This window comes from Paenibacillus sp. JZ16, assembly GCF_015326965.1.
GTDB lineage: Bacteria > Bacillota > Bacilli > Paenibacillales > Paenibacillaceae > Paenibacillus_AQ.
The window spans coordinates 1,441,863-1,458,606 of record NZ_CP017659.1; the positions used below are offsets into that span (position 1 = coordinate 1,441,863).

The following is a 16,744-nucleotide window of genomic DNA, read 5'->3' on the forward strand; positions in this document are numbered from 1 at the left end:
GGATGACTTCCGTCTTCAGACGATAATGAACCTAGACTTAGGTCTAGATACTAATAGTAGATATAATATAGTAGATATAGTATAAACGAGTTTTATGATCAATAAGTTGAGTTTATAACCATTTGGACCAAAAACAAAAAAAACAGCTTAGCCGCAATGCGCGGCCAGGCTGCCAAGTTCTAAGACCATGTGCTATTCAAATTGACAAATTTGCGGGACTTCTCGGACCGAGTTCACCACATGATCGGCCTGCGATAAGTCCTGATTCCCCGAATTCGGGTTCACGAAGCCGATGCATTTCATGCCAGCCGCCTTCGCTGCAGCAACGCCGTGCCTTGCATCCTCAAGCACCATGCAATGCTCCGGATCCACACCGAGCAATTCAGCCGCCTTCAGATATACATCCGGCGCCGGTTTTCCCTTCTCCACTTCTTCACCGCTCACAACGCATTGAAAATGATCCAGGAGATCAAACTTACGCAAAACGGCTGAAATAAATACAGGTGGCGATGAAGATGCTATAGCCGCCGGTATATTACGTGCTTTAAGCTCCGCAAGGAGCTCCCGTATGCCATCAATAGGCTCCATTTTCCGGGAAGTAAGCATTTCAATTTTATTGGACAATTGGTATTCAATGATTTCCGAAACGGATTGGGTAAGCTGATGTTCATCCTTAATGGCTGCCCACATCTCCGGATTGGTCATACCTACATACTGCTCCAGCTGTTCATGGGTTATCGCCGATCCGTAGTAGTTCATCACCTGAATATCGACTTCAAAGTGAAGCGGTTCACTGTCAATAATGACCCCATCCATGTCAAAAATAAATGCCTGTATCATGTTCAAACTCCTTTGATGAAATGTTTTTAGTTAACGCCAGATTATATCGAGTACCGTTCCCAGCACTCCGGATTTATGGCCTCTGAGGACATCGGGATTGAATACTTCGACGAAGCCGCAGCGGGTGCAGGATACAAAAAGATAATGATGATAATCGATATCGAAAATTTTGCTCACACCGGTGCCGCTCATGCTGACTTCCTGCGTCATGCATTCAAGGTGGCCACAGCGGCGGCAATTGAATTTGCTAGCCATTAATTCTTCAATGCTTAGGTAGTCCATTTCCACTGTTGAATCATAATGCTCAGCCGTTTGTTCATTCGTCTCTGAGATCAGATGCTCAGGCAGTACCTCATGCTTGCATTCCGGACACATATTATCACTCAAAGTTACCTCGTGTGCGCACCATGGACATTGAACCACCCCCAGCACCTTCCTCCCTGTTTAAGTGGAACCTACGAGAATCCCTTAGCGTTATAATTCAATTCAATTATGGACCATATTTCCTTGCCTATAATACTTCATCCAATAATTCAAAGATATCACTCAAATGAAATGATATCGTGCAGCTCCATAAGGGAATGAATCTCATATTTAGGTTGAATGGCTGTCGGGTTTGCCTTGCGCAGCGGGTTATACCAGCAGGTGTCGATCCCGTAACGAATACCTCCTTGTATATCGGAAGTTAATGAATCACCAACAATAAGAACCTCGCTCTTGTCGGGATGGTTCAACTTATCGAAGGCATAATCGAATATGCCTTCGTGAGGCTTTTGGGACCCTGCATCCTCTGAAACAATGATGCATTCAAAGGAATCGCATAACGGCGACCGGCTAATTCGGATATACTGCACCTGCTTAATTCCGTTCGTAATGATCGCCATCCGTTGACCGCGCTCGGTCAGTTGTCTGCACAGCTCTTCCGCCCCTTCCATTAGGAAGGAGCCTTGCCCTAAATATTTTATGTAAACATCGCTAAAGGCATCGGCATCCAAGGCGCACGTAATGCCGTGTTCTGCCAACAGACGCTCAAATCTGGCTGTACGCAATTCACGCTGTGTAACCTTCCCCTGCTCAAAATCACTCCACAACTGCTGATTAATGCGTCTGTAGCTGTCTACGATGGCATCCGTGCACTCCTGACCAATTTCGCCAAATACGCCGGATAACGCAAAAGCCTCCGACTTGGCATAGTCGTATAAGGTTTCATCTGCATCAAATAAAATAACGTTGTAACGCACGGTTGCCCTCCTTACATGCGGCTTACTTATTTCAATCTGGATTGTTGATTCAATTCCCGAATCTTTCCAAAATGAAAATTCCTGCACCCAAAGCAAGCTGTTTCATAATACCTCCTTAACTCTCTCTTCGGAGTTTATAGAGATGATGCCGCTCCTGCTCAAGCTCAATTTCGCCCACATACTTAAACCCGCATTTTTGGATCACTTTAGTGGAGGCATGATTATGAAGAACGGCTAATGCACTCAGCTCGCGCTCGCTTGTATTTTGGAACAAAAACTGGATTAATGCCCTTACAGCTTGGGTGGTATATCCCTTATTGTAATGCTGATTCGAGATTCCGTACATAATTTCTCGATTGGGCTGGGGCAGCTCCTCTTTAGGACCTGTATTGCACCAGCCGATACATTCGTCTGTTGCTTACAAGACCATGGCTAGTCGCAGACGAAGCTGTCCCACATCCCCGCCGTTTTGAACAGCCTGCAAGAACTGCCGATTCTCCACAATTTCATAGTTGGTTAACCATTCAAGCCGCTGTTCCCTGGGTACATCCCAACCGGGCAGGAACTGTCTGATCTCCGGTTCATGCGTGATCTTAAAGATCGCATCAACATCTTCCACCATATATTCCCTGAGTAGGATGTCCTCACATTCAATTGTAAAGGGTATTTCTTGAGCATCGATATTTATCTTGTGGTTCAATTTAGCCTCCTGTATTGATTCGCATATGTTCCCTGGCCCATGACGATGGCATCAATTGACCGGCCCGAGTATAAGTATCGTCAGGCTCAACAGTTGAGCGGCTTTGAATATTCCTTCCAGCTCAGACCAAATTCAGCCTCATCTGAATGGTAATCATCTTCCGGTGATCATCTAACGTCGTAATACGGACATCGTAGGGCTCAAAACCAAGTTTATGATAAAAAACAAGCCCTCTGGAATTGGTATTATGGCAGCTAAGAAAAAAGCGAGTCATTCCATATTTCTCTTTGGCTATATCCATCATGGTCTGTAACAGCTTCTGTGCGGCTCCCATTCCCCTATGCGACGGAGCAACAATAACATTGCCAAGCCACAGAGATTGATCAATATCCTCATAAAAATTTGCGTAAGCCACTACCTGCCCACTAGATTCTTCAACAATAACCGTGGGATCATATCGATTTTCCAGCAAACTCAAGACTTGCTCCGGCGTCCAAGGGAACTCCGATCTGGGACTAACATAAAACAGCTCCTCCGGCGTCTGAGGAAAGCTGCATATCGTTGATAGATCCTCGTCTGCCAGCGGCCTATGGATGTACATAATACAAGGTCCTCCTTACTTCACATTTTGTGCAATATACATGCCTCTTCCAATCATGCCTTCCGGATCGTGCTCCACGCGAAGGCCCGCTTCCTGGAATGCCTCGATCATCTCTTTCACGGTAAAGAGCCCCAAGCGATGCTCCTCCGTATAATGCTCGATACCATGCTCGCTTCCAAACAAATACTCCATTTTCATGATCGAAATATCGCCTTCGCGGTCCGAATGGGACATCCTGCTCATATGGATCCCGCGATGCTCGGTCATGATCGTGTCCACTCTTCCGGTGGTCCAGACATCCGGTGTCAGCCACGGCTCAACCAGAATGACACCCTCCTCGTTCAGATGCTCCTTAAACTGCGTTAGGGTCTGCACCAACATTTCCAACGTTTTCACGTATCCGATGGAGCTGAACAGACAGAGGATCACATCATATTTCCGGTCCAAGCGAAAACGGGTCATGTCGGCAACCGAATAATGACCATCCGGATTTTTCGACTTCGCGATCGAAACGAATTCCGGATTTAAATCGATACCATCGATCGTATAGTGCTGCTTTAAGAAAAAGGCGTGTTCCGCGGTTCCACAGGCAACGTCGAGTACGGTCCGGTAATCCTTACCCTGTCTTCTAATATATTGCCGGACCTGCTGCGCCTCCTGCTCATAATCCTTAAAGCTGTAAATCACGTCATAATATTTCGACGATAAATCAAACATGGATACACCAACTTTTCGCATAATAAGTAACCTTCATGTCTTTATCTGCAGCCAAATAAGAGTTCGTAAGCTATAAAGACCCCTACTTAGATAACATCATCTAAAGTCGGGGCATCCGCTCAGTCATCTTCCATGATTATACAACCGTTCCTCAGATTGAGTAACCCTTTGTTCAAGTAAGCAGCAGACTTATGAACATCCATGATTATGGCTGTATCTGCTTATCCTTCGATATGCTTGTACCTGTACCAATAGGAATAGATCTCTTTGTACTGAAGACGATCGTACAATCGGCTTGCGGCAAAATTATTCTGTACCACCTGTAAATAGCTGCTTGTAGCTCCATGTTTCTTGGCCCAATGCAGAATATGTAACATTAACTGTTTGCCGTACCCACGATTTCGACAGGCCGGAGCGGTAACCAAATCATATATTCCTACATAACCCTGCTCCAATGCACCAATTCCGCATGCTACAGGTTCAGTACGATCATATAGGATGAAGAATCCATATTGTATCACGGAATAGTTAAACAGCTTTCTTTTTACAGCCTTGTTCTTCTCAGATATTCCGGTTAAGTCCGCAAGCACATCCAGCCATTCATCGGTCAGCTTGTCTTCGATCTGAACTTCCTTATGGGATGGCGACTCCATATCATCCAGGTGAGCCAATACTCGAAGACTGGTAGGATCCAATAGGGTATAACCCCTGGATTCTAAAATAGGATCGAGTTCCTGCGGATTGAATGGTGTGATTTTAAATACGACGTCAAGTCCGGCCTTAACATATAAACGCTCACATTGTTCAATCTGGCTATTAAGGTCGATCGAAGACTCCGTATAGAGAGCTTGAATTGAGTTGGATCTCTTGGTATAGCCGTCTGCAAATCGTAACAACCATCCCTGTTGTGTCAAGGTTTGGAGCGCTGGCCAAGCGTTTAAGGTAAACTCCTCGATTCTCTTATGCACGTAAATCACTCCTACAAATATGTTAGGAATAAATATACGTTAATATGCATTTTTATTCAATAAATAAAATGTATTATTCCTTACTCTGAACCAGACCGTTCACCCGGTTTCGTTAGTGGAAATAAGCGCCTTATAAACTGAATATAACTGGAACATCTGCGAGTCTTCGTTTCCATATCATATGGTCAACTCCACTCCCCCAATGGTCCTGTAGGACATAATCGGGTTTACCCAGCTTCTTCTTCCATATCTTCTGTGCACGAGAGTATCCGCTATCCAAACAAAATTCCGTCAATCCTTTATTGAGAAGCGTAAGATACATGATATTTAACATTAGATTTCCGATCCCTTGCTGTTGGCAATCCGGATGAACAAATACCGTTCCGATTTCAACCACATCACGCAATCTCCCATCGGTAGCTTCCCGGATCAATGCATTAGATGGTCCATACTCGATGCAGCTCACAATGCTGTTATCTAGCAGTCCGATGAGAAAATATCTTTGCTCTCCGTTCGTTTCAAAATCTGCGTTCAGGTACCTATTTTTGCTGTCAATCTCCTGTTCAATATCCTCCAGTAAATCTACCAAGCCTTCTTTGGCAAAAGTATCGGTAATTACGAACCTGAAAAAATGCTCCATAGCTTTTATATCGCCGCGATTTGGTCGCCTGACTTCTACTTGAAGCATGTTAGACCTCCTTGTAGCTTCAATTACAATAGTCTCACAGATCTTTGGTGTGTTTCATAACATCGGCTTTAACCTCATCCTTTTGTTCATCGGTTAACCGGACAGGTTTCCAAGCATGATCGTCAGGGATGTGGATGGTTAGAGGTTGATCAATTGCCAAAAGTGCCTCATACTATTGTTGATCACCTTGTTTTCTCCAGACGAGACTTCCAAAATGATCTTTGCCGCCGTTTCTTTAGCCAGCTTGTAATCTTGAAACTCAATATGCCCTTGGCGTAAGGCTTCCTCTAGCTCATCTTCATCTTGAATGAAGAGGCTTCCGTCTGGAAGCACAATAACATCCAGATAGAGATCATCCCAATAAGGGATCCCTTCGTCACTAACTCCATTCACCCTAGAAATATCGATATACCTTTGGATCACTTCACGGTTTTGGTTCAACATCGTAGTCACACAGAAATTGGAATCTAATGGAAACTGCTGAAGCCAAAAGTATCCTTCAGCTGCGAGGCACAATTCTTTGTCTTGATATTGAACAAATAACTTGCGCTCTACCTGATGGAGGCTAAGTAAAGTAACATATCCCTTGAAATCCTGTTCCTCAATCAATACACATTTGAAATCTCTGCTTATAACTCTTCGCCAATCCAGCCTGTCAGCATATTTTCTTTTCACCTTAACCTCCACGCACATGATTTACCGATGATCAATAACGTGTTCAATTCGGCAGCCAAAAGCTCCCATCTCAGGTCATTCTCATGCGTTATTCCATGCGTTCATTGCGGATTACCATATGTAGGTGGTCTTCCCAGACGCCGTTAATCTTCAAATATTTGATGGCCAGTCCTTCTTCGTAGAAGCCTAATCTTCTCACTACATTCAACGAAACTATGTTTCTTGGCATAATGTTAGCTTCCAGCCGGTGCAGCCCCATCGTATCAAAGCAATAGTCGACCACGGCCCTTAGCGCTTCGGTCATATACCCTTGCCCCGTATGAGCCTTTGCCAGCTTGTATCCCACATGGGCCGATTGAAAGACGCCCCGAACGATATTGCTGATCGCAATCGAACCGATAATTTCATCATCTTTATGCAGCCACACTTTAAACAGAGTTCCGTCTGCTATGCTTCGGCTCTCCGCTTCCAGAATCTCCGCCTGCTTATCGAAAGTATAGAACTCAGCTTCTCTAGCTGGCTCCCATACCTTCCAATGCTCATCGTTCTTAACGATAAAATCCACCACATCCGCTGCCCGATCCCGATCAATCGTCTTCAATTGCAGACGAGAAGTTTGTATCGTTATGGTCATGCGACGCCCCCCTTGAACTACTTTAACTAAAATCTAGACAATAACCTATCCGTCCCTGGGAAATTAATGTTTTAGCTCCGAGCGGGTAATTCCAGGGGCTTCCCCCTCTGGAGTCAATCGGCAAGCACGAACACCAATAAAATCAAAATTGTAATTTTGAGTTTCTTCATTTTATTTCCCTAATATTTTCATAGATTAAAATGCCGCTTAACCTCTTCGTAGTTCTCCTGAATGCTTTTGCTTCCGTCCACGAATATAACCTTGAACCCCCGATTCATGGCGTCCTTGGCCACATATGCTGCAAAACCGATATCTCGTCCCATCCAATTTTGAAACGCGTTATCGGGATCATCGCATTGATTCAGAATATCATGGATCCATGCGCGCTTCGCATAATGCTCCTTCTGGAAATCCGGAACCGGTACGATCCATATTGCCTGATGGGGGCTGGATACCAGCTGTGCTACTTTTTCAGGTAAAAGCGCTGCTCCCTCCACAATGATGGGGGTTGAAGCCGGCAAAGCCGATACATCATCCACGATCATCGGAAACTCCTCGCGATAAAACTCCAGCTCCTCATCAATCTGCTGCTGAACCGGTCGTGACCATAATGTATTCCAGTTCATATCCTTCAAACGGAACATGGTGGGATGCTCCGACGGATTGCATGAGTGTACATGCTTCTCGTTGAACAGGTCACATTGATAATAGGTGTAGCCGTAATCTTTCGTGATCATTTCGGCAATCGTGGATTTGCCTGAACATGGGGAACCTCCGATCCAGTATACGTGGGAGTAGTCTTTTTTCTCGTTCATCATCTAATCATGCCCCTCTGTCGTTATCTTTTCTTAACTCGTTTCGAATGTCCAGCAATACGTTCCAAATCGCCCGCAAATATACCACAACGAATAAAAAGCCTACAATCAATATCAATGCGATCATACCCATAATCTCTCCACCTTTGCTGCTCTGACTGGAGACCTCCAATCGACCATAACTCTTCTATGTATAATCCCTCTTGCCCTCAGCGCTTTTTCGAATCCGCATCGTATCAAACAATCGCCCTTCATCATCGATGGCACGCACTTCCAAGCGGTCCATCGTTACAACGACTTGCAGAAAATGAGGCACCGCCAAGGACTGCGAGGTATGCCATTCCCTCTTGGGCAGTAACCAGCCCGGCATGGCTCCGGCGCCGCCTGCTACGATGTACACGATGCCATTGTCATAATCCACGGTCCCTTTCGTCAATGGGTGGCTTCGCTCATATACAATTGTATGCGAGTTGATAACCAGATCCACCCCATACCGTTCAAAGACCGTGGAAAGCTGTCGTAAATCCTCGACTTGATATCCGCCTGAAACATATGGCGGGTAGTGAAAATATACTACTTTCCACCTACCACTACTTGTTGAGAGCTCACGTTCCAAGAAATCGTACTGCGCATTTCCCGGACTCATCACGCCGGAGCTGCGAGGATAATCTTCTTTTCTGATCAAATCCGTGCTGTCCAAGCAGATGAAGTGAACGTCTCCGTAATAAAATGCGTAGAAATTCTTCGGTTCCGGAAATGCAAACAGATCGTAATACCATGACGCGTTGTCCTCATGATTTCCCAGGCAGCTGTAAAAAGGTGTATCCACAAAAAAATCACGCCCTGGTCCAAAGAAATACTTGTCCCAATCCTCAGCGTTCTTTCCGTCATGGACGACATCTCCTACAAACAAAGCGATATCGGGTCGATACTGCTTCATTCGGCTGAAAATTCTACTATTAATACGTCCTCCCGACGAATCGAACCCGCTATAACCTCCGGTTTCACTGGTCACCGTAAAAGAGAATGGCTCACCTTGTCCTGCTGCCGTCTTCAACATATAAAAGTCAGACTCAATCTCATCCGATTCATGCTGGGAGTAGACCTTGTAATAATAAGTGGTTCCGGGCTCGAGGCCCTCCACGTTGATTTGGTGTATCCGTGTTGGAGACCCATCGGCAAAAGTACCGAATAGGTGAACTGGCTGCTTGTAGTTTCCTTGATGTCCGCTATGTATTCTCTCAGCATGCAAGACGTCCACCCTGGAAGTTGCAGGGAGCGACGTTTCCCACATCACGGTCATGCTGTGCCCGGTCGGGTTTTGCAGGTATGGTCCCTTCACAATGGAAAGCATGTAACAGCCTCCTTCGGATCTATTCATCGGAAAATGATGGTTATCGGTTATCTGACTTCGTTTCCTCTCTAATTATAACTATTCTTTCAGCTAAAAAGTTACGCTAACCTTACATTCACACCATTGTCCTACATAACGAAAAGAACCGGCATTAACCCCCGGTTCTCAGTAAAATTTATGGTAGTCATACGCTCTTGTACCTTGATCTTAGCCTACCACGGCATCCAGTTCCGTCTCACGCTGTTCATGTTCGGGAACTAACACCTCAACCACGACTCTAGTCGGTACGCAGATGATCTGCTGATAGGGTTCCGAGATAAATCCCATATCCAGTGCAATTCGCTTCGGAGCATCCGAGTATATCATCTGGATCCCGTAGTCATACACTTTCAGTGTGTTGTGTCCAAACTTGGTTTTAATATCAATGATACGTTCGTCCCCGGTCAGCGGGACAGTCTCGTATTCTTTGCCGTTCACCGTAATCAAAGCCTTGAGTTCTCCCTGCTGGAAATCTACATGGCTATGCTTCCACCACTGCAGTCCCGTGAAGGAGCCAAGGATCAGGATCAAGGCAAACAGGATCATATCTCCGCGTCTTATTCTGGACAACATGCTCCCTCCTCCCATGCACAGTCTTTGGAACCCCAGTATGAACGATGTGCAAAACCACCGAAATGAATTTTGTCACATTCGATATCCATGTGAACAGCTTGTACAACCGAAGGAGCAAGCCGCGAAAGCCTTGATGCAGCTCTCGCTATGGGGCAACCTGCCGGCTGCCCGGAACGGACTCGATCATGTGTTGGAGGCAGTGATTTCACCATGAATGGCTTGAATCACTTCCCTCTTTTCTATCAATACAACTCCGTTGACCTGCATGCACAGATTACATACCGCCCATAGACCCGTGCTCCCTGATAGCACCAATTCCTTCCGACATACGGATGTACATAACGCGAGATGCAATCCTGACACTTGGCCCGTTGTCCCGCAGGATCACTCGTATACCACCAGCCGGAAGGATAAGGGCATAAACCTTTACAATCGTCGATCACCGTCTTGGGGGTGCAAATAATATAATCCGACGGACAGGAGGCATCTGCGCCGCAGCCTGAGCAATATTGTCCATGCGGAGGCCGGCAGGGCCCCGCAGCAAACGAAATTTTGACGATATCGTTATCATCGGGACGGACTAATACTTTGGCAAGCGTCTCGGCCGTTTTTTGCGCAAATTTATTCAGCAGCGACTTCCGATTCATCTTCCGGGTAACCCGGCTGATCATCACCTGCGTCTCTTCGTCCTTGTTCTCCGGCTTCCGCCACATACTCTCACCTCATCTTAAGAAGCCCTTGATGCTTTCGCGTACGCTTCAAGCTGTTCCCGACTGTTGACCAATCCTTTATGCCTGATGACACCGTCCATATCCACCGCGTAGGCATAAGGGGTGACCTGCACATCGAGATGATTCGCAAACTCCGAACTTACGATCAGCACCTCATCGTCATAACCTATTTTTCGGACATACTCCGATGCCAAATCCACGGACGAGAATAGCAAAAGGATGGGTCTCACGTTATTCATCCTGGTGATCCGCTTAAAATCCGGCAAAATATCAGCGCATTCTTTACACGTCGGCGATCCAAACAGCATGATGGAAGGTGTGCCAATCAGCTCGCTTGTGGACCACTCGGCCCCCCGCAGGGTTGTCGTTGTGGCCCCGGGGATTTTATGGCCGACCGGAATGCCGGACTGATTCACGCCTCTCGCGCTACCCATCACCATAATCCCCAACTGCCGAAACAGGACCAGGTTCAGAATGACCAACGGTACAACCAGAATCCACAGTATGGCATATGAGATCCAGAAGAACGTGTTCATCGCAGCCCCCTTACAACCTTTTTATTTTGGAAATATGAGTTGCGGCAATCTCGCGGTATATTCGGATCGTATGCAGGGCATCCGGGACCCCTATGATGATAAAGAGCGATAGCAGCAGCAGCATCCCCTCCATAAGCAGGCCGGTTACATCAAAAGAGTGACGATGCGCAAACCAGACAGGATGGCTGTAGGCCAACCCCATAAGTCCCATCGCCAGATTGAATCCAATTAATGGAAATCCAAGCTTGGAGCTGATCTGAGGCCCGAGACAGCCGCAGTCCACCCTCCCTTTTTTTCGGATGAAATAAGCGACGCCCACACCCTGAACAAAATAAAGAAAAGAGATGCCCAGGAAACTGTACCGCGATGGAAAACCATATACCATGGTCACTGACAAGACCTGCAGGAGGATGAGCAGAGCATGCAATTGGGCACTTCCAGGGAACCGATCCGGATCACCGAATGCACGGCTCCAGCCAAAGCTCACCACGGACAACAGCATGGGCAGCGTAACGGATATTGCGAGCAAATCGTACATGGGCCCCATATGCTCCTTTCTCTTCAGTAGCTGATGATCCAGATGATGGAACCGATGATCAGCAGCATGGAGACCGTTTGCCGCACGGCCGAGAGCAGCGTGAGGTTGCGCACCCTTTTTTCAAGCATACGGTACACGATGGATCGGATCAGCGGGAGACTGAACACGGTGCCGCGAACGACTCCAAACGTTGCCCCTGCCAGCAAGCTAAGCCACCATGGAGCCGCGAATAAGGAGAGCAGGATATAAGCGTGAAAGAGGACGCCCACCTGCAATGTGATGAAACCCAAGCCCAGAATCTGGCCCCATAATGCCGCCGAACGGTACCCTGCATGCTTGATCCATTCGGAGGGAACGATGAAATTGCCGGATGGAAGAATCCCCGTTTTATGAATGAGCTCCAAGCCCAGGAGTATCGCAAACAGCACCACAATAATAGAGTTTTGATATAAACCAACAGGGGTTAATTTCAGCAAAAAATTGATGAATCCGATCGCCAGTCCGGTCATAGCGCCGCCCAGGGTACAAGACACGATGTACACCAGCGCATATTTGGATTTACTGACCTTCGTACCCTCCAGACTGCCTAACACATTCAGCCCACAGGTGGTGTCGACACTCGCTACCGCGGCACCGACGGCAAATATAAAGAGCAACATCGACAGCAAGTCATGCCACCTCCCTATCATCCCTAGACATGAACCCTTCACTCCTTCATCATATGTGTGACAGCCTGTCGATTATTTATACAAATATCCGATCCGTTGGGTATGCCCCTACATGGCTATTTCATTGAGAATAAAAGAAACCGTCCAAGGATAATCTCCAAAGACGGTTTTGATTTATGGAAGCATGCTCGATGATTTGGTTATGCGACTTTATGATAATCCGAGATATCAACCTCAAGCGGCATTTCGGCTGCGCGCGCTTTTTGGGCCGCTTTAAAAAATACGATAACCAAGATAACACTGATGACAGCACCCACGATATATGAAACATTCATGGACTGCCTGAACCCGATCTGCGCATTCAGAATATACACTGTCGTTGTGTAGAGCATGAAAGCACCCGGAATGAGGGCTACCCAGTAATTTTTTCGGGCAATGAACAGGTACATCGCACCGACAAACAGGGCAATCACTGCGGTGGCCTGATTGGCCCAGGAGAAATATCTCCAGAGAATGTTGAAATCAATTTGCGTTAAGGCAATGGAAATGACAAACAAAGGAATGGCAATGACAAGGCGCCGCTTCATGCTGAATTGCGGCAGCTTGATATAATCGGCAATGATCATGCGCGCGCTCCGGAATGCGGTATCCCCCGACGTAATCGGCAGCACGATCACGCCCAGCACAGCCAATGTGCCTATAACGGCCCCTAACGTCACCTTCGCAACCTCGCTTACGACAAGACCCGTTCCGCCGGTTGCCAGAAGCTCGTTCAAGCCGTTGGACCCCTGGAACAAACTCATCGCCGCTGCGGCCCATACCATGGCAATAATCCCCTCGGCAATCATCATCCCATAGAAAATTTTACGTCCCTGCTTCTCGGTCTGTGTAGTCCGGGAAATAATCGGTGTCTGGGTAGCATGGAATCCGGATAAAGCACCGCACGTAATTGTTAAAAACAACAGTGGAAATATTGGCATGTTATCCGGATGCAAATTGGCTAATGTCAATTCCGGTATCGGTACCTGCTGTACAATTAGCATCCCGCCGACACCAAGAGATGCTATGAGTAACAGCGCGCCGAATATCGGATAGAAGCGGCCAATGATTTTATCGATAGGCAGCAGTGTAGCCAGAATGTAATAGCCGAAAATAAACAGGGTGATGATCCACAAACTGACTTTGCCGTTCATCAGATTGTGAAGCAGGCTGGCCGGTGAGGTCACAAAGACGGTACCTACCAAGACCAGCAGCAGAATCGCGAAAGCGTTCACAACATGCTTCATCACTTTGCCCAGAAACTTGCCGGCAAGCTCCGGCAGATGTGCTCCTCGATTGCGGATAGAAATCATACCTGTCAGGTAATCATGGACAGCCCCGGCAAAAATACACCCCAGGACAATCCAAATAAAAGCAACCGGTCCATAGAGCGCGCCCATAATGGGTCCGAAGATGGGGCCCACACCGGCTATATTGAGTAGCTGAATCAGCGAGTTTTTGTTCGAACCCATGGGTAGATAATCAACGCCGTCCTGATTGACATAAGCAGGTGTTGCCCGTTCTTCTTTAACTCCGAACATTTTTTCAATGTATTTTCCATAAGTGAAATATCCAATAACCAGCAGAATGATCGATATGATGAAGGTATACATGCCTTCGCCCCCTTTTACTGAAATCGCTTACATTGATTATAAGAAATTATCGAGATCAGAGGGCGATTTTGAAATAACATGTCGTCTAGACGCATTAAGATGTTCAAATTTAAGGTTATTATGCACATTAAAGGGCTCTCATGCAGTCTTCATTCACAACATGAGCGTTCCATCCTTAACACATCCACGTTTCATTAAAGCTCCAAAGCCTCTCGAAATGCCTTGGCATAATTACGGCTTACGGCTAGTTTGTCGCTGCACCCCTTCAGCTCAAGCTGGAATGCGCCGTTAAACCAAGGAACCAGGCTTTTAACATAATCAAGATGTACCACATAGCTTTTATGAATCCGGAAGAACGGATACTGCCGAAGCTTCGTTTCCAGCTCCTTGAGTGGCGTTTTAACATGATATTGCTTATCGACTGTGACGATCTTGGAGTATGCCTCCTCCCGTGAGATATAAATAATATCTTTCGGGTCTATGAACATAATTTCCCCATCCACATCCAACGACAGCTTGCCCGATGATTTGGAATGAGCGGGTGCTGTCGGGTCTTCCCTTCGTAATGATTGCTCAAGGCGCCTTACCGTCTCCGCCAGTCTTTCTTCGTCTATAGGCTTTAACAAATAGTCCAGCGCTTCGAACCTGAAGGCCTCTACACCGAATTGAGGGTACGCCGTGGCAAATACGATTTTTGGAGGGAGCTTCAATTCGTTCAAGGCTCTAGCCGTTTCAAGCCCGTTCATTAAGGGCATTTCAATATCCAGAAACACGGCTTCCGGCTTCAACTGCATGGTCTTTAACACCGCCTGTTCCCCGGAATCCGCTTCTCCAACGATCTCGAGTGTAGGATGCTGCTTCAGTAAATAGTTCAGTTCTTCACGGCTGTACCGTTCATCATCCACGATGAGTGTTCGAATGCGTTCGATCATGTGTAAGAAATCCCTGCCTTCATGAGTAGAGTTATACGTTAGCGGCTGCGGGAATCTGGAATTGAATTTCAGTCCCGACCGCTTCATCACTTTGGATGTTTAATGATGCATGGGGCCCATACATCAAGCCCAATCTTCTGTTCACGTTATACACAGCCATTCCCGTACCCGATGAAGAATCGAGCATTTGGCGCCCCAATAACCGAAGCCGTTCCGGCGTAATCCCCGTTCCATTGTCCTTGATCGTAACGAATACACCGTTAGCCGGATCACCCTGAATGCGGATAAGTATGACACAATCGTCTGTTTTGTTCCTGAAACCGTGGCGTATGCTGTTCTCTATTAATGGCTGCAAGGTCAGCGGCGGTACAAGCGCCTGCAACGCGGAATCCTCTACTTCATATTGAATTTGCAGCTTATCCTCGAATCTGGTTTGTTCAATGCTCATATAAGATCGTATATGCTGCAGTTCATCCTGAAGCGTGGCCTTCTCGGTGGTTGCGGCGGTCAAATTCTGGCGGATATAGTCCGATAGACTCCGCAGCAGCTTTCTTGCTTTCTCCGCATCAATCCGTGTTAGAGAGAGTATCGTGTTTAATGCATTAAACAAAAAGTGCGGATGAATTTGTGCTTGAAGCGTCTTGATCTCAGCTTCTCTGGCAAGTTCCTTGGTTTCCTCCAATTGAGCAGCCTCCAACTGGTAGCTTAACAGCATCGTAAGACCTGACATCAATTCTGTTGTAACGTGGGTAATATCCTTCGGACTTCGAAAATAGAACTTTAGTGTGCCCACGGTCTGACCGCCCTGTTTCAAAGGTCCGATGACAGCGGCTCCCAGCGGACAATCCGGCTTCTGGCACTGAATATGCGCCCGATCCGCGATCAGCTGCTCCCCTTGTTCAATGACCCGGCGCGTCACTTCCGTCTGCAGCGGACGACCTGCCGCATGATGATCATCCCCCGTTCCGACATGGGCCAGAATCATCCGATCATTCGTAATCGCAATCGCACTGGCATTGACTTCCTCGTAAAGAATCTGGCATACCGCTTCCGCGGATTGCGCATTCATCCCCTGACGCATATACCCAATGGTTCTGCGGGCAATCCGAAGAGAAGCTTGTGCCTGCTGAGCCGCTACCTTCTCCTCTTCATTCAATACGGATCGGATTATGAGCAGAAACAATGCACAACCGATTCCGTTTGCTACAATCATTGGTACTCCAATATAACCGACCAAGGACATCGCCTGTTCGAATGGTCTGGACAAAAGCAGGATGATCAGCATCTGAAGGGACTCTGCCAATGCCCCCATTAGAAGCGCAGCTGAGAAACGAACCTGCTCATTCTTTTTATGAAACAGGCTGGCCAGAAGACCTGCAAGTATGGTCGCGAGCCCACAGGCCAAACTCGTAAACCCACCTAATGTAAAACGGTGAAGCCCTGCAATCAGTCCTGCACCAAGCCCGATTCTGTAGCCTCCGAACAATCCGGCCATAACAACACCGACAACCCTTGAATTCGCAATCGCTTCGTCTCCGGAAACTTGCATCATCCATTTGTTGACTTCAAGGGATTCGGTGTTCACCGTAATTCCGGTATACGTCCCGATAATCCCTAAAATCCCGAAGACTAATACGGCCTGAATCTGTTGTACAGACGTCAGCTTGTCCTGACTTATCATCGATCGGAAGAACCTCAACCGGGTTACGATAAATGCAATCGTCACAATTATTCCAATCCGCTCGGTCATTGTAATCAGCAGTTCAAACATGGCGTCACCCCGCAATCTGACTTTGAATCAGTAAATCGTCACACAATAGATTCCTTAAGAAGATTACCGTA

Annotated in this window: 23 protein-coding genes; 1 reads left to right on the forward strand and 22 read right to left on the reverse strand. The window is 46.9% G+C overall.

What is annotated here, in order from left to right; translation table 11 throughout:
* Positions 1–192: 192 nt before the first annotated feature.
* The 15 genes from BJP58_RS06300 to BJP58_RS06360 form a co-directional block, all read right to left on the reverse strand.
* Positions 193–840: an HAD family hydrolase gene (locus BJP58_RS06300; protein ID WP_194543256.1), complete on the reverse strand. Its 648-nt coding sequence runs from the start codon at positions 838–840 to the stop codon at positions 193–195.
* Positions 841–870: 30 nt separating this feature from the next.
* On the reverse strand, positions 871–1,227 hold the full coding sequence (locus BJP58_RS06305; protein WP_233354985.1) for a zinc ribbon domain-containing protein: 357 nt from the start codon (positions 1,225–1,227) through the stop codon (positions 871–873).
* A gap of 155 nt (positions 1,228–1,382) precedes the next feature.
* A complete protein-coding gene (locus BJP58_RS06310; RefSeq protein ID WP_194543257.1) occupies positions 1,383–2,081 on the reverse strand; it encodes a YjjG family noncanonical pyrimidine nucleotidase in 699 nt (232 codons plus the stop codon).
* A 115-nt stretch (positions 2,082–2,196) separates the two neighbouring features.
* Positions 2,197–2,484, reverse strand: coding sequence for a GNAT family N-acetyltransferase (locus tag BJP58_RS34105; RefSeq protein WP_336245465.1), 288 nt, complete (start codon positions 2,482–2,484; stop codon positions 2,197–2,199).
* Positions 2,485–2,499: 15 nt separating this feature from the next.
* A complete protein-coding gene (locus tag BJP58_RS34110) occupies positions 2,500–2,781 on the reverse strand; it encodes a GNAT family N-acetyltransferase (RefSeq protein WP_336245444.1) in 282 nt (93 codons plus the stop codon).
* A gap of 121 nt (positions 2,782–2,902) precedes the next feature.
* Positions 2,903–3,382, reverse strand: a complete 480-nt coding sequence (locus BJP58_RS06320) for a GNAT family N-acetyltransferase (protein WP_194543258.1) — start codon at positions 3,380–3,382, stop codon at positions 2,903–2,905.
* Between the two features lie 15 nt (positions 3,383–3,397).
* Positions 3,398–4,120 (reverse strand): class I SAM-dependent DNA methyltransferase, encoded by a 723-nt coding sequence (locus BJP58_RS06325; protein WP_194543259.1) that lies wholly within the window; start codon positions 4,118–4,120, stop codon positions 3,398–3,400.
* Between the two features lie 200 nt (positions 4,121–4,320).
* Positions 4,321–5,067 carry a GNAT family N-acetyltransferase gene (locus BJP58_RS06330; protein WP_194543260.1) on the reverse strand — a complete coding sequence of 249 codons (747 nt, stop codon included), beginning with the start codon at positions 5,065–5,067 and terminating at the stop codon, positions 4,321–4,323.
* A 130-nt stretch (positions 5,068–5,197) separates the two neighbouring features.
* Positions 5,198–5,755, reverse strand: coding sequence for a GNAT family N-acetyltransferase (locus BJP58_RS06335; RefSeq protein WP_194543261.1), 558 nt, complete (start codon positions 5,753–5,755; stop codon positions 5,198–5,200).
* A 138-nt stretch (positions 5,756–5,893) separates the two neighbouring features.
* The gene (locus BJP58_RS06340) at positions 5,894–6,430 is read right to left on the reverse strand and encodes a ribonuclease FAU-1 family protein (protein WP_194543262.1); all 537 of its coding nucleotides are present in this window, start codon (positions 6,428–6,430) and stop codon (positions 5,894–5,896) included.
* 88 nt (positions 6,431–6,518) lie between these two features.
* Complete coding sequence (locus tag BJP58_RS06345) at positions 6,519–7,064, reverse strand: GNAT family N-acetyltransferase (protein WP_194543263.1); 546 nt, start codon at positions 7,062–7,064, stop codon at positions 6,519–6,521.
* 188 nt (positions 7,065–7,252) lie between these two features.
* Entirely contained in the window at positions 7,253–7,882 is a 630-nt protein-coding gene (locus BJP58_RS06350) for a hypothetical protein (RefSeq protein ID WP_194543264.1), read from the reverse strand.
* A 4-nt stretch (positions 7,883–7,886) separates the two neighbouring features.
* Positions 7,887–8,012, reverse strand: a complete 126-nt coding sequence (locus tag BJP58_RS33885; RefSeq protein ID WP_258394524.1) for a hypothetical protein — start codon at positions 8,010–8,012, stop codon at positions 7,887–7,889.
* Between the two features lie 54 nt (positions 8,013–8,066).
* Positions 8,067–9,233 carry a purple acid phosphatase family protein gene (locus tag BJP58_RS06355; RefSeq protein ID WP_194543265.1) on the reverse strand — a complete coding sequence of 389 codons (1,167 nt, stop codon included), beginning with the start codon at positions 9,231–9,233 and terminating at the stop codon, positions 8,067–8,069.
* Between the two features lie 207 nt (positions 9,234–9,440).
* A complete protein-coding gene (locus BJP58_RS06360) occupies positions 9,441–9,845 on the reverse strand; it encodes a NusG domain II-containing protein (RefSeq protein WP_233354986.1) in 405 nt (134 codons plus the stop codon).
* Positions 9,846–9,882: 37 nt separating this feature from the next.
* On the opposite strand from BJP58_RS06360, the gene BJP58_RS06365 reads away from it, so the two are divergent.
* Positions 9,883–10,059, forward strand: coding sequence for a hypothetical protein (locus BJP58_RS06365; protein ID WP_194543266.1), 177 nt, complete (start codon positions 9,883–9,885; stop codon positions 10,057–10,059).
* A 28-nt stretch (positions 10,060–10,087) separates the two neighbouring features.
* Here BJP58_RS06365 and BJP58_RS06370 read toward each other — a convergent pair whose 3' ends face one another.
* The 7 genes from BJP58_RS06370 to BJP58_RS06400 form a co-directional block, all read right to left on the reverse strand.
* Positions 10,088–10,558 (reverse strand): hypothetical protein, encoded by a 471-nt coding sequence (locus BJP58_RS06370; protein ID WP_194543267.1) that lies wholly within the window; start codon positions 10,556–10,558, stop codon positions 10,088–10,090.
* Between the two features lie 14 nt (positions 10,559–10,572).
* Positions 10,573–11,112, reverse strand: coding sequence for a thioredoxin domain-containing protein (locus tag BJP58_RS06375; protein ID WP_194543268.1), 540 nt, complete (start codon positions 11,110–11,112; stop codon positions 10,573–10,575).
* A 10-nt stretch (positions 11,113–11,122) separates the two neighbouring features.
* Entirely contained in the window at positions 11,123–11,650 is a 528-nt protein-coding gene (locus tag BJP58_RS06380; RefSeq protein WP_194543269.1) for a MauE/DoxX family redox-associated membrane protein, read from the reverse strand.
* Between the two features lie 23 nt (positions 11,651–11,673).
* The gene (locus tag BJP58_RS06385) at positions 11,674–12,309 is read right to left on the reverse strand and encodes a hypothetical protein (RefSeq protein ID WP_233355116.1); all 636 of its coding nucleotides are present in this window, start codon (positions 12,307–12,309) and stop codon (positions 11,674–11,676) included.
* Between the two features lie 209 nt (positions 12,310–12,518).
* Positions 12,519–13,970: a carbon starvation CstA family protein gene (locus tag BJP58_RS06390; RefSeq protein WP_194543271.1), complete on the reverse strand. Its 1,452-nt coding sequence runs from the start codon at positions 13,968–13,970 to the stop codon at positions 12,519–12,521.
* 194 nt (positions 13,971–14,164) lie between these two features.
* Positions 14,165–14,902 (reverse strand): LytR/AlgR family response regulator transcription factor, encoded by a 738-nt coding sequence (locus BJP58_RS06395; protein WP_194543272.1) that lies wholly within the window; start codon positions 14,900–14,902, stop codon positions 14,165–14,167.
* Positions 14,903–14,933: 31 nt separating this feature from the next.
* The gene (locus BJP58_RS06400) at positions 14,934–16,673 is read right to left on the reverse strand and encodes a sensor histidine kinase (protein ID WP_194543273.1); all 1,740 of its coding nucleotides are present in this window, start codon (positions 16,671–16,673) and stop codon (positions 14,934–14,936) included.
* Between the last annotated feature and the right edge of the window lie 71 nt (positions 16,674–16,744).

Bases quoted from the DNA above. Each gene is read 5' to 3' on its own strand.
- BJP58_RS06300 (WP_194543256.1), bottom strand. From the start codon at position 840: ATGATACAGGCATTTATTTTTGACATGGATGGGGTCATTATTGACAGT.
- BJP58_RS06320 (WP_194543258.1), bottom strand. From the start codon at position 3,382: ATGTACATCCATAGGCCGCTGGCAGACGAGGATCTATCAACGATATGC.
- BJP58_RS06325 (WP_194543259.1), bottom strand. From the start codon at position 4,120: ATGCGAAAAGTTGGTGTATCCATGTTTGATTTATCGTCGAAATATTAT.
- BJP58_RS06335 (WP_194543261.1), bottom strand. From the start codon at position 5,755: ATGCTTCAAGTAGAAGTCAGGCGACCAAATCGCGGCGATATAAAAGCT.
- BJP58_RS06345 (WP_194543263.1), bottom strand. From the start codon at position 7,064: ATGACCATAACGATACAAACTTCTCGTCTGCAATTGAAGACGATTGAT.
- BJP58_RS06350 (WP_194543264.1), bottom strand. From the start codon at position 7,882: ATGATGAACGAGAAAAAAGACTACTCCCACGTATACTGGATCGGAGGT.
- BJP58_RS33885 (WP_258394524.1), bottom strand. From the start codon at position 8,012: ATGGGTATGATCGCATTGATATTGATTGTAGGCTTTTTATTCGTTGTG.
- BJP58_RS06355 (WP_194543265.1), bottom strand. From the start codon at position 9,233: ATGCTTTCCATTGTGAAGGGACCATACCTGCAAAACCCGACCGGGCAC.
- BJP58_RS06360 (WP_233354986.1), bottom strand. From the start codon at position 9,845: ATGTTGTCCAGAATAAGACGCGGAGATATGATCCTGTTTGCCTTGATC.
- BJP58_RS06365 (WP_194543266.1), top strand. From the start codon at position 9,883: ATGAACGATGTGCAAAACCACCGAAATGAATTTTGTCACATTCGATAT.
- BJP58_RS06370 (WP_194543267.1), bottom strand. From the start codon at position 10,558: ATGTGGCGGAAGCCGGAGAACAAGGACGAAGAGACGCAGGTGATGATC.
- BJP58_RS06375 (WP_194543268.1), bottom strand. From the start codon at position 11,112: ATGAACACGTTCTTCTGGATCTCATATGCCATACTGTGGATTCTGGTT.
- BJP58_RS06380 (WP_194543269.1), bottom strand. From the start codon at position 11,650: ATGTACGATTTGCTCGCAATATCCGTTACGCTGCCCATGCTGTTGTCC.
- BJP58_RS06385 (WP_233355116.1), bottom strand. From the start codon at position 12,309: ATGTTGCTCTTTATATTTGCCGTCGGTGCCGCGGTAGCGAGTGTCGAC.
- BJP58_RS06390 (WP_194543271.1), bottom strand. From the start codon at position 13,970: ATGTATACCTTCATCATATCGATCATTCTGCTGGTTATTGGATATTTC.
- BJP58_RS06395 (WP_194543272.1), bottom strand. From the start codon at position 14,902: ATGATCGAACGCATTCGAACACTCATCGTGGATGATGAACGGTACAGC.
- BJP58_RS06400 (WP_194543273.1), bottom strand. From the start codon at position 16,673: ATGTTTGAACTGCTGATTACAATGACCGAGCGGATTGGAATAATTGTG.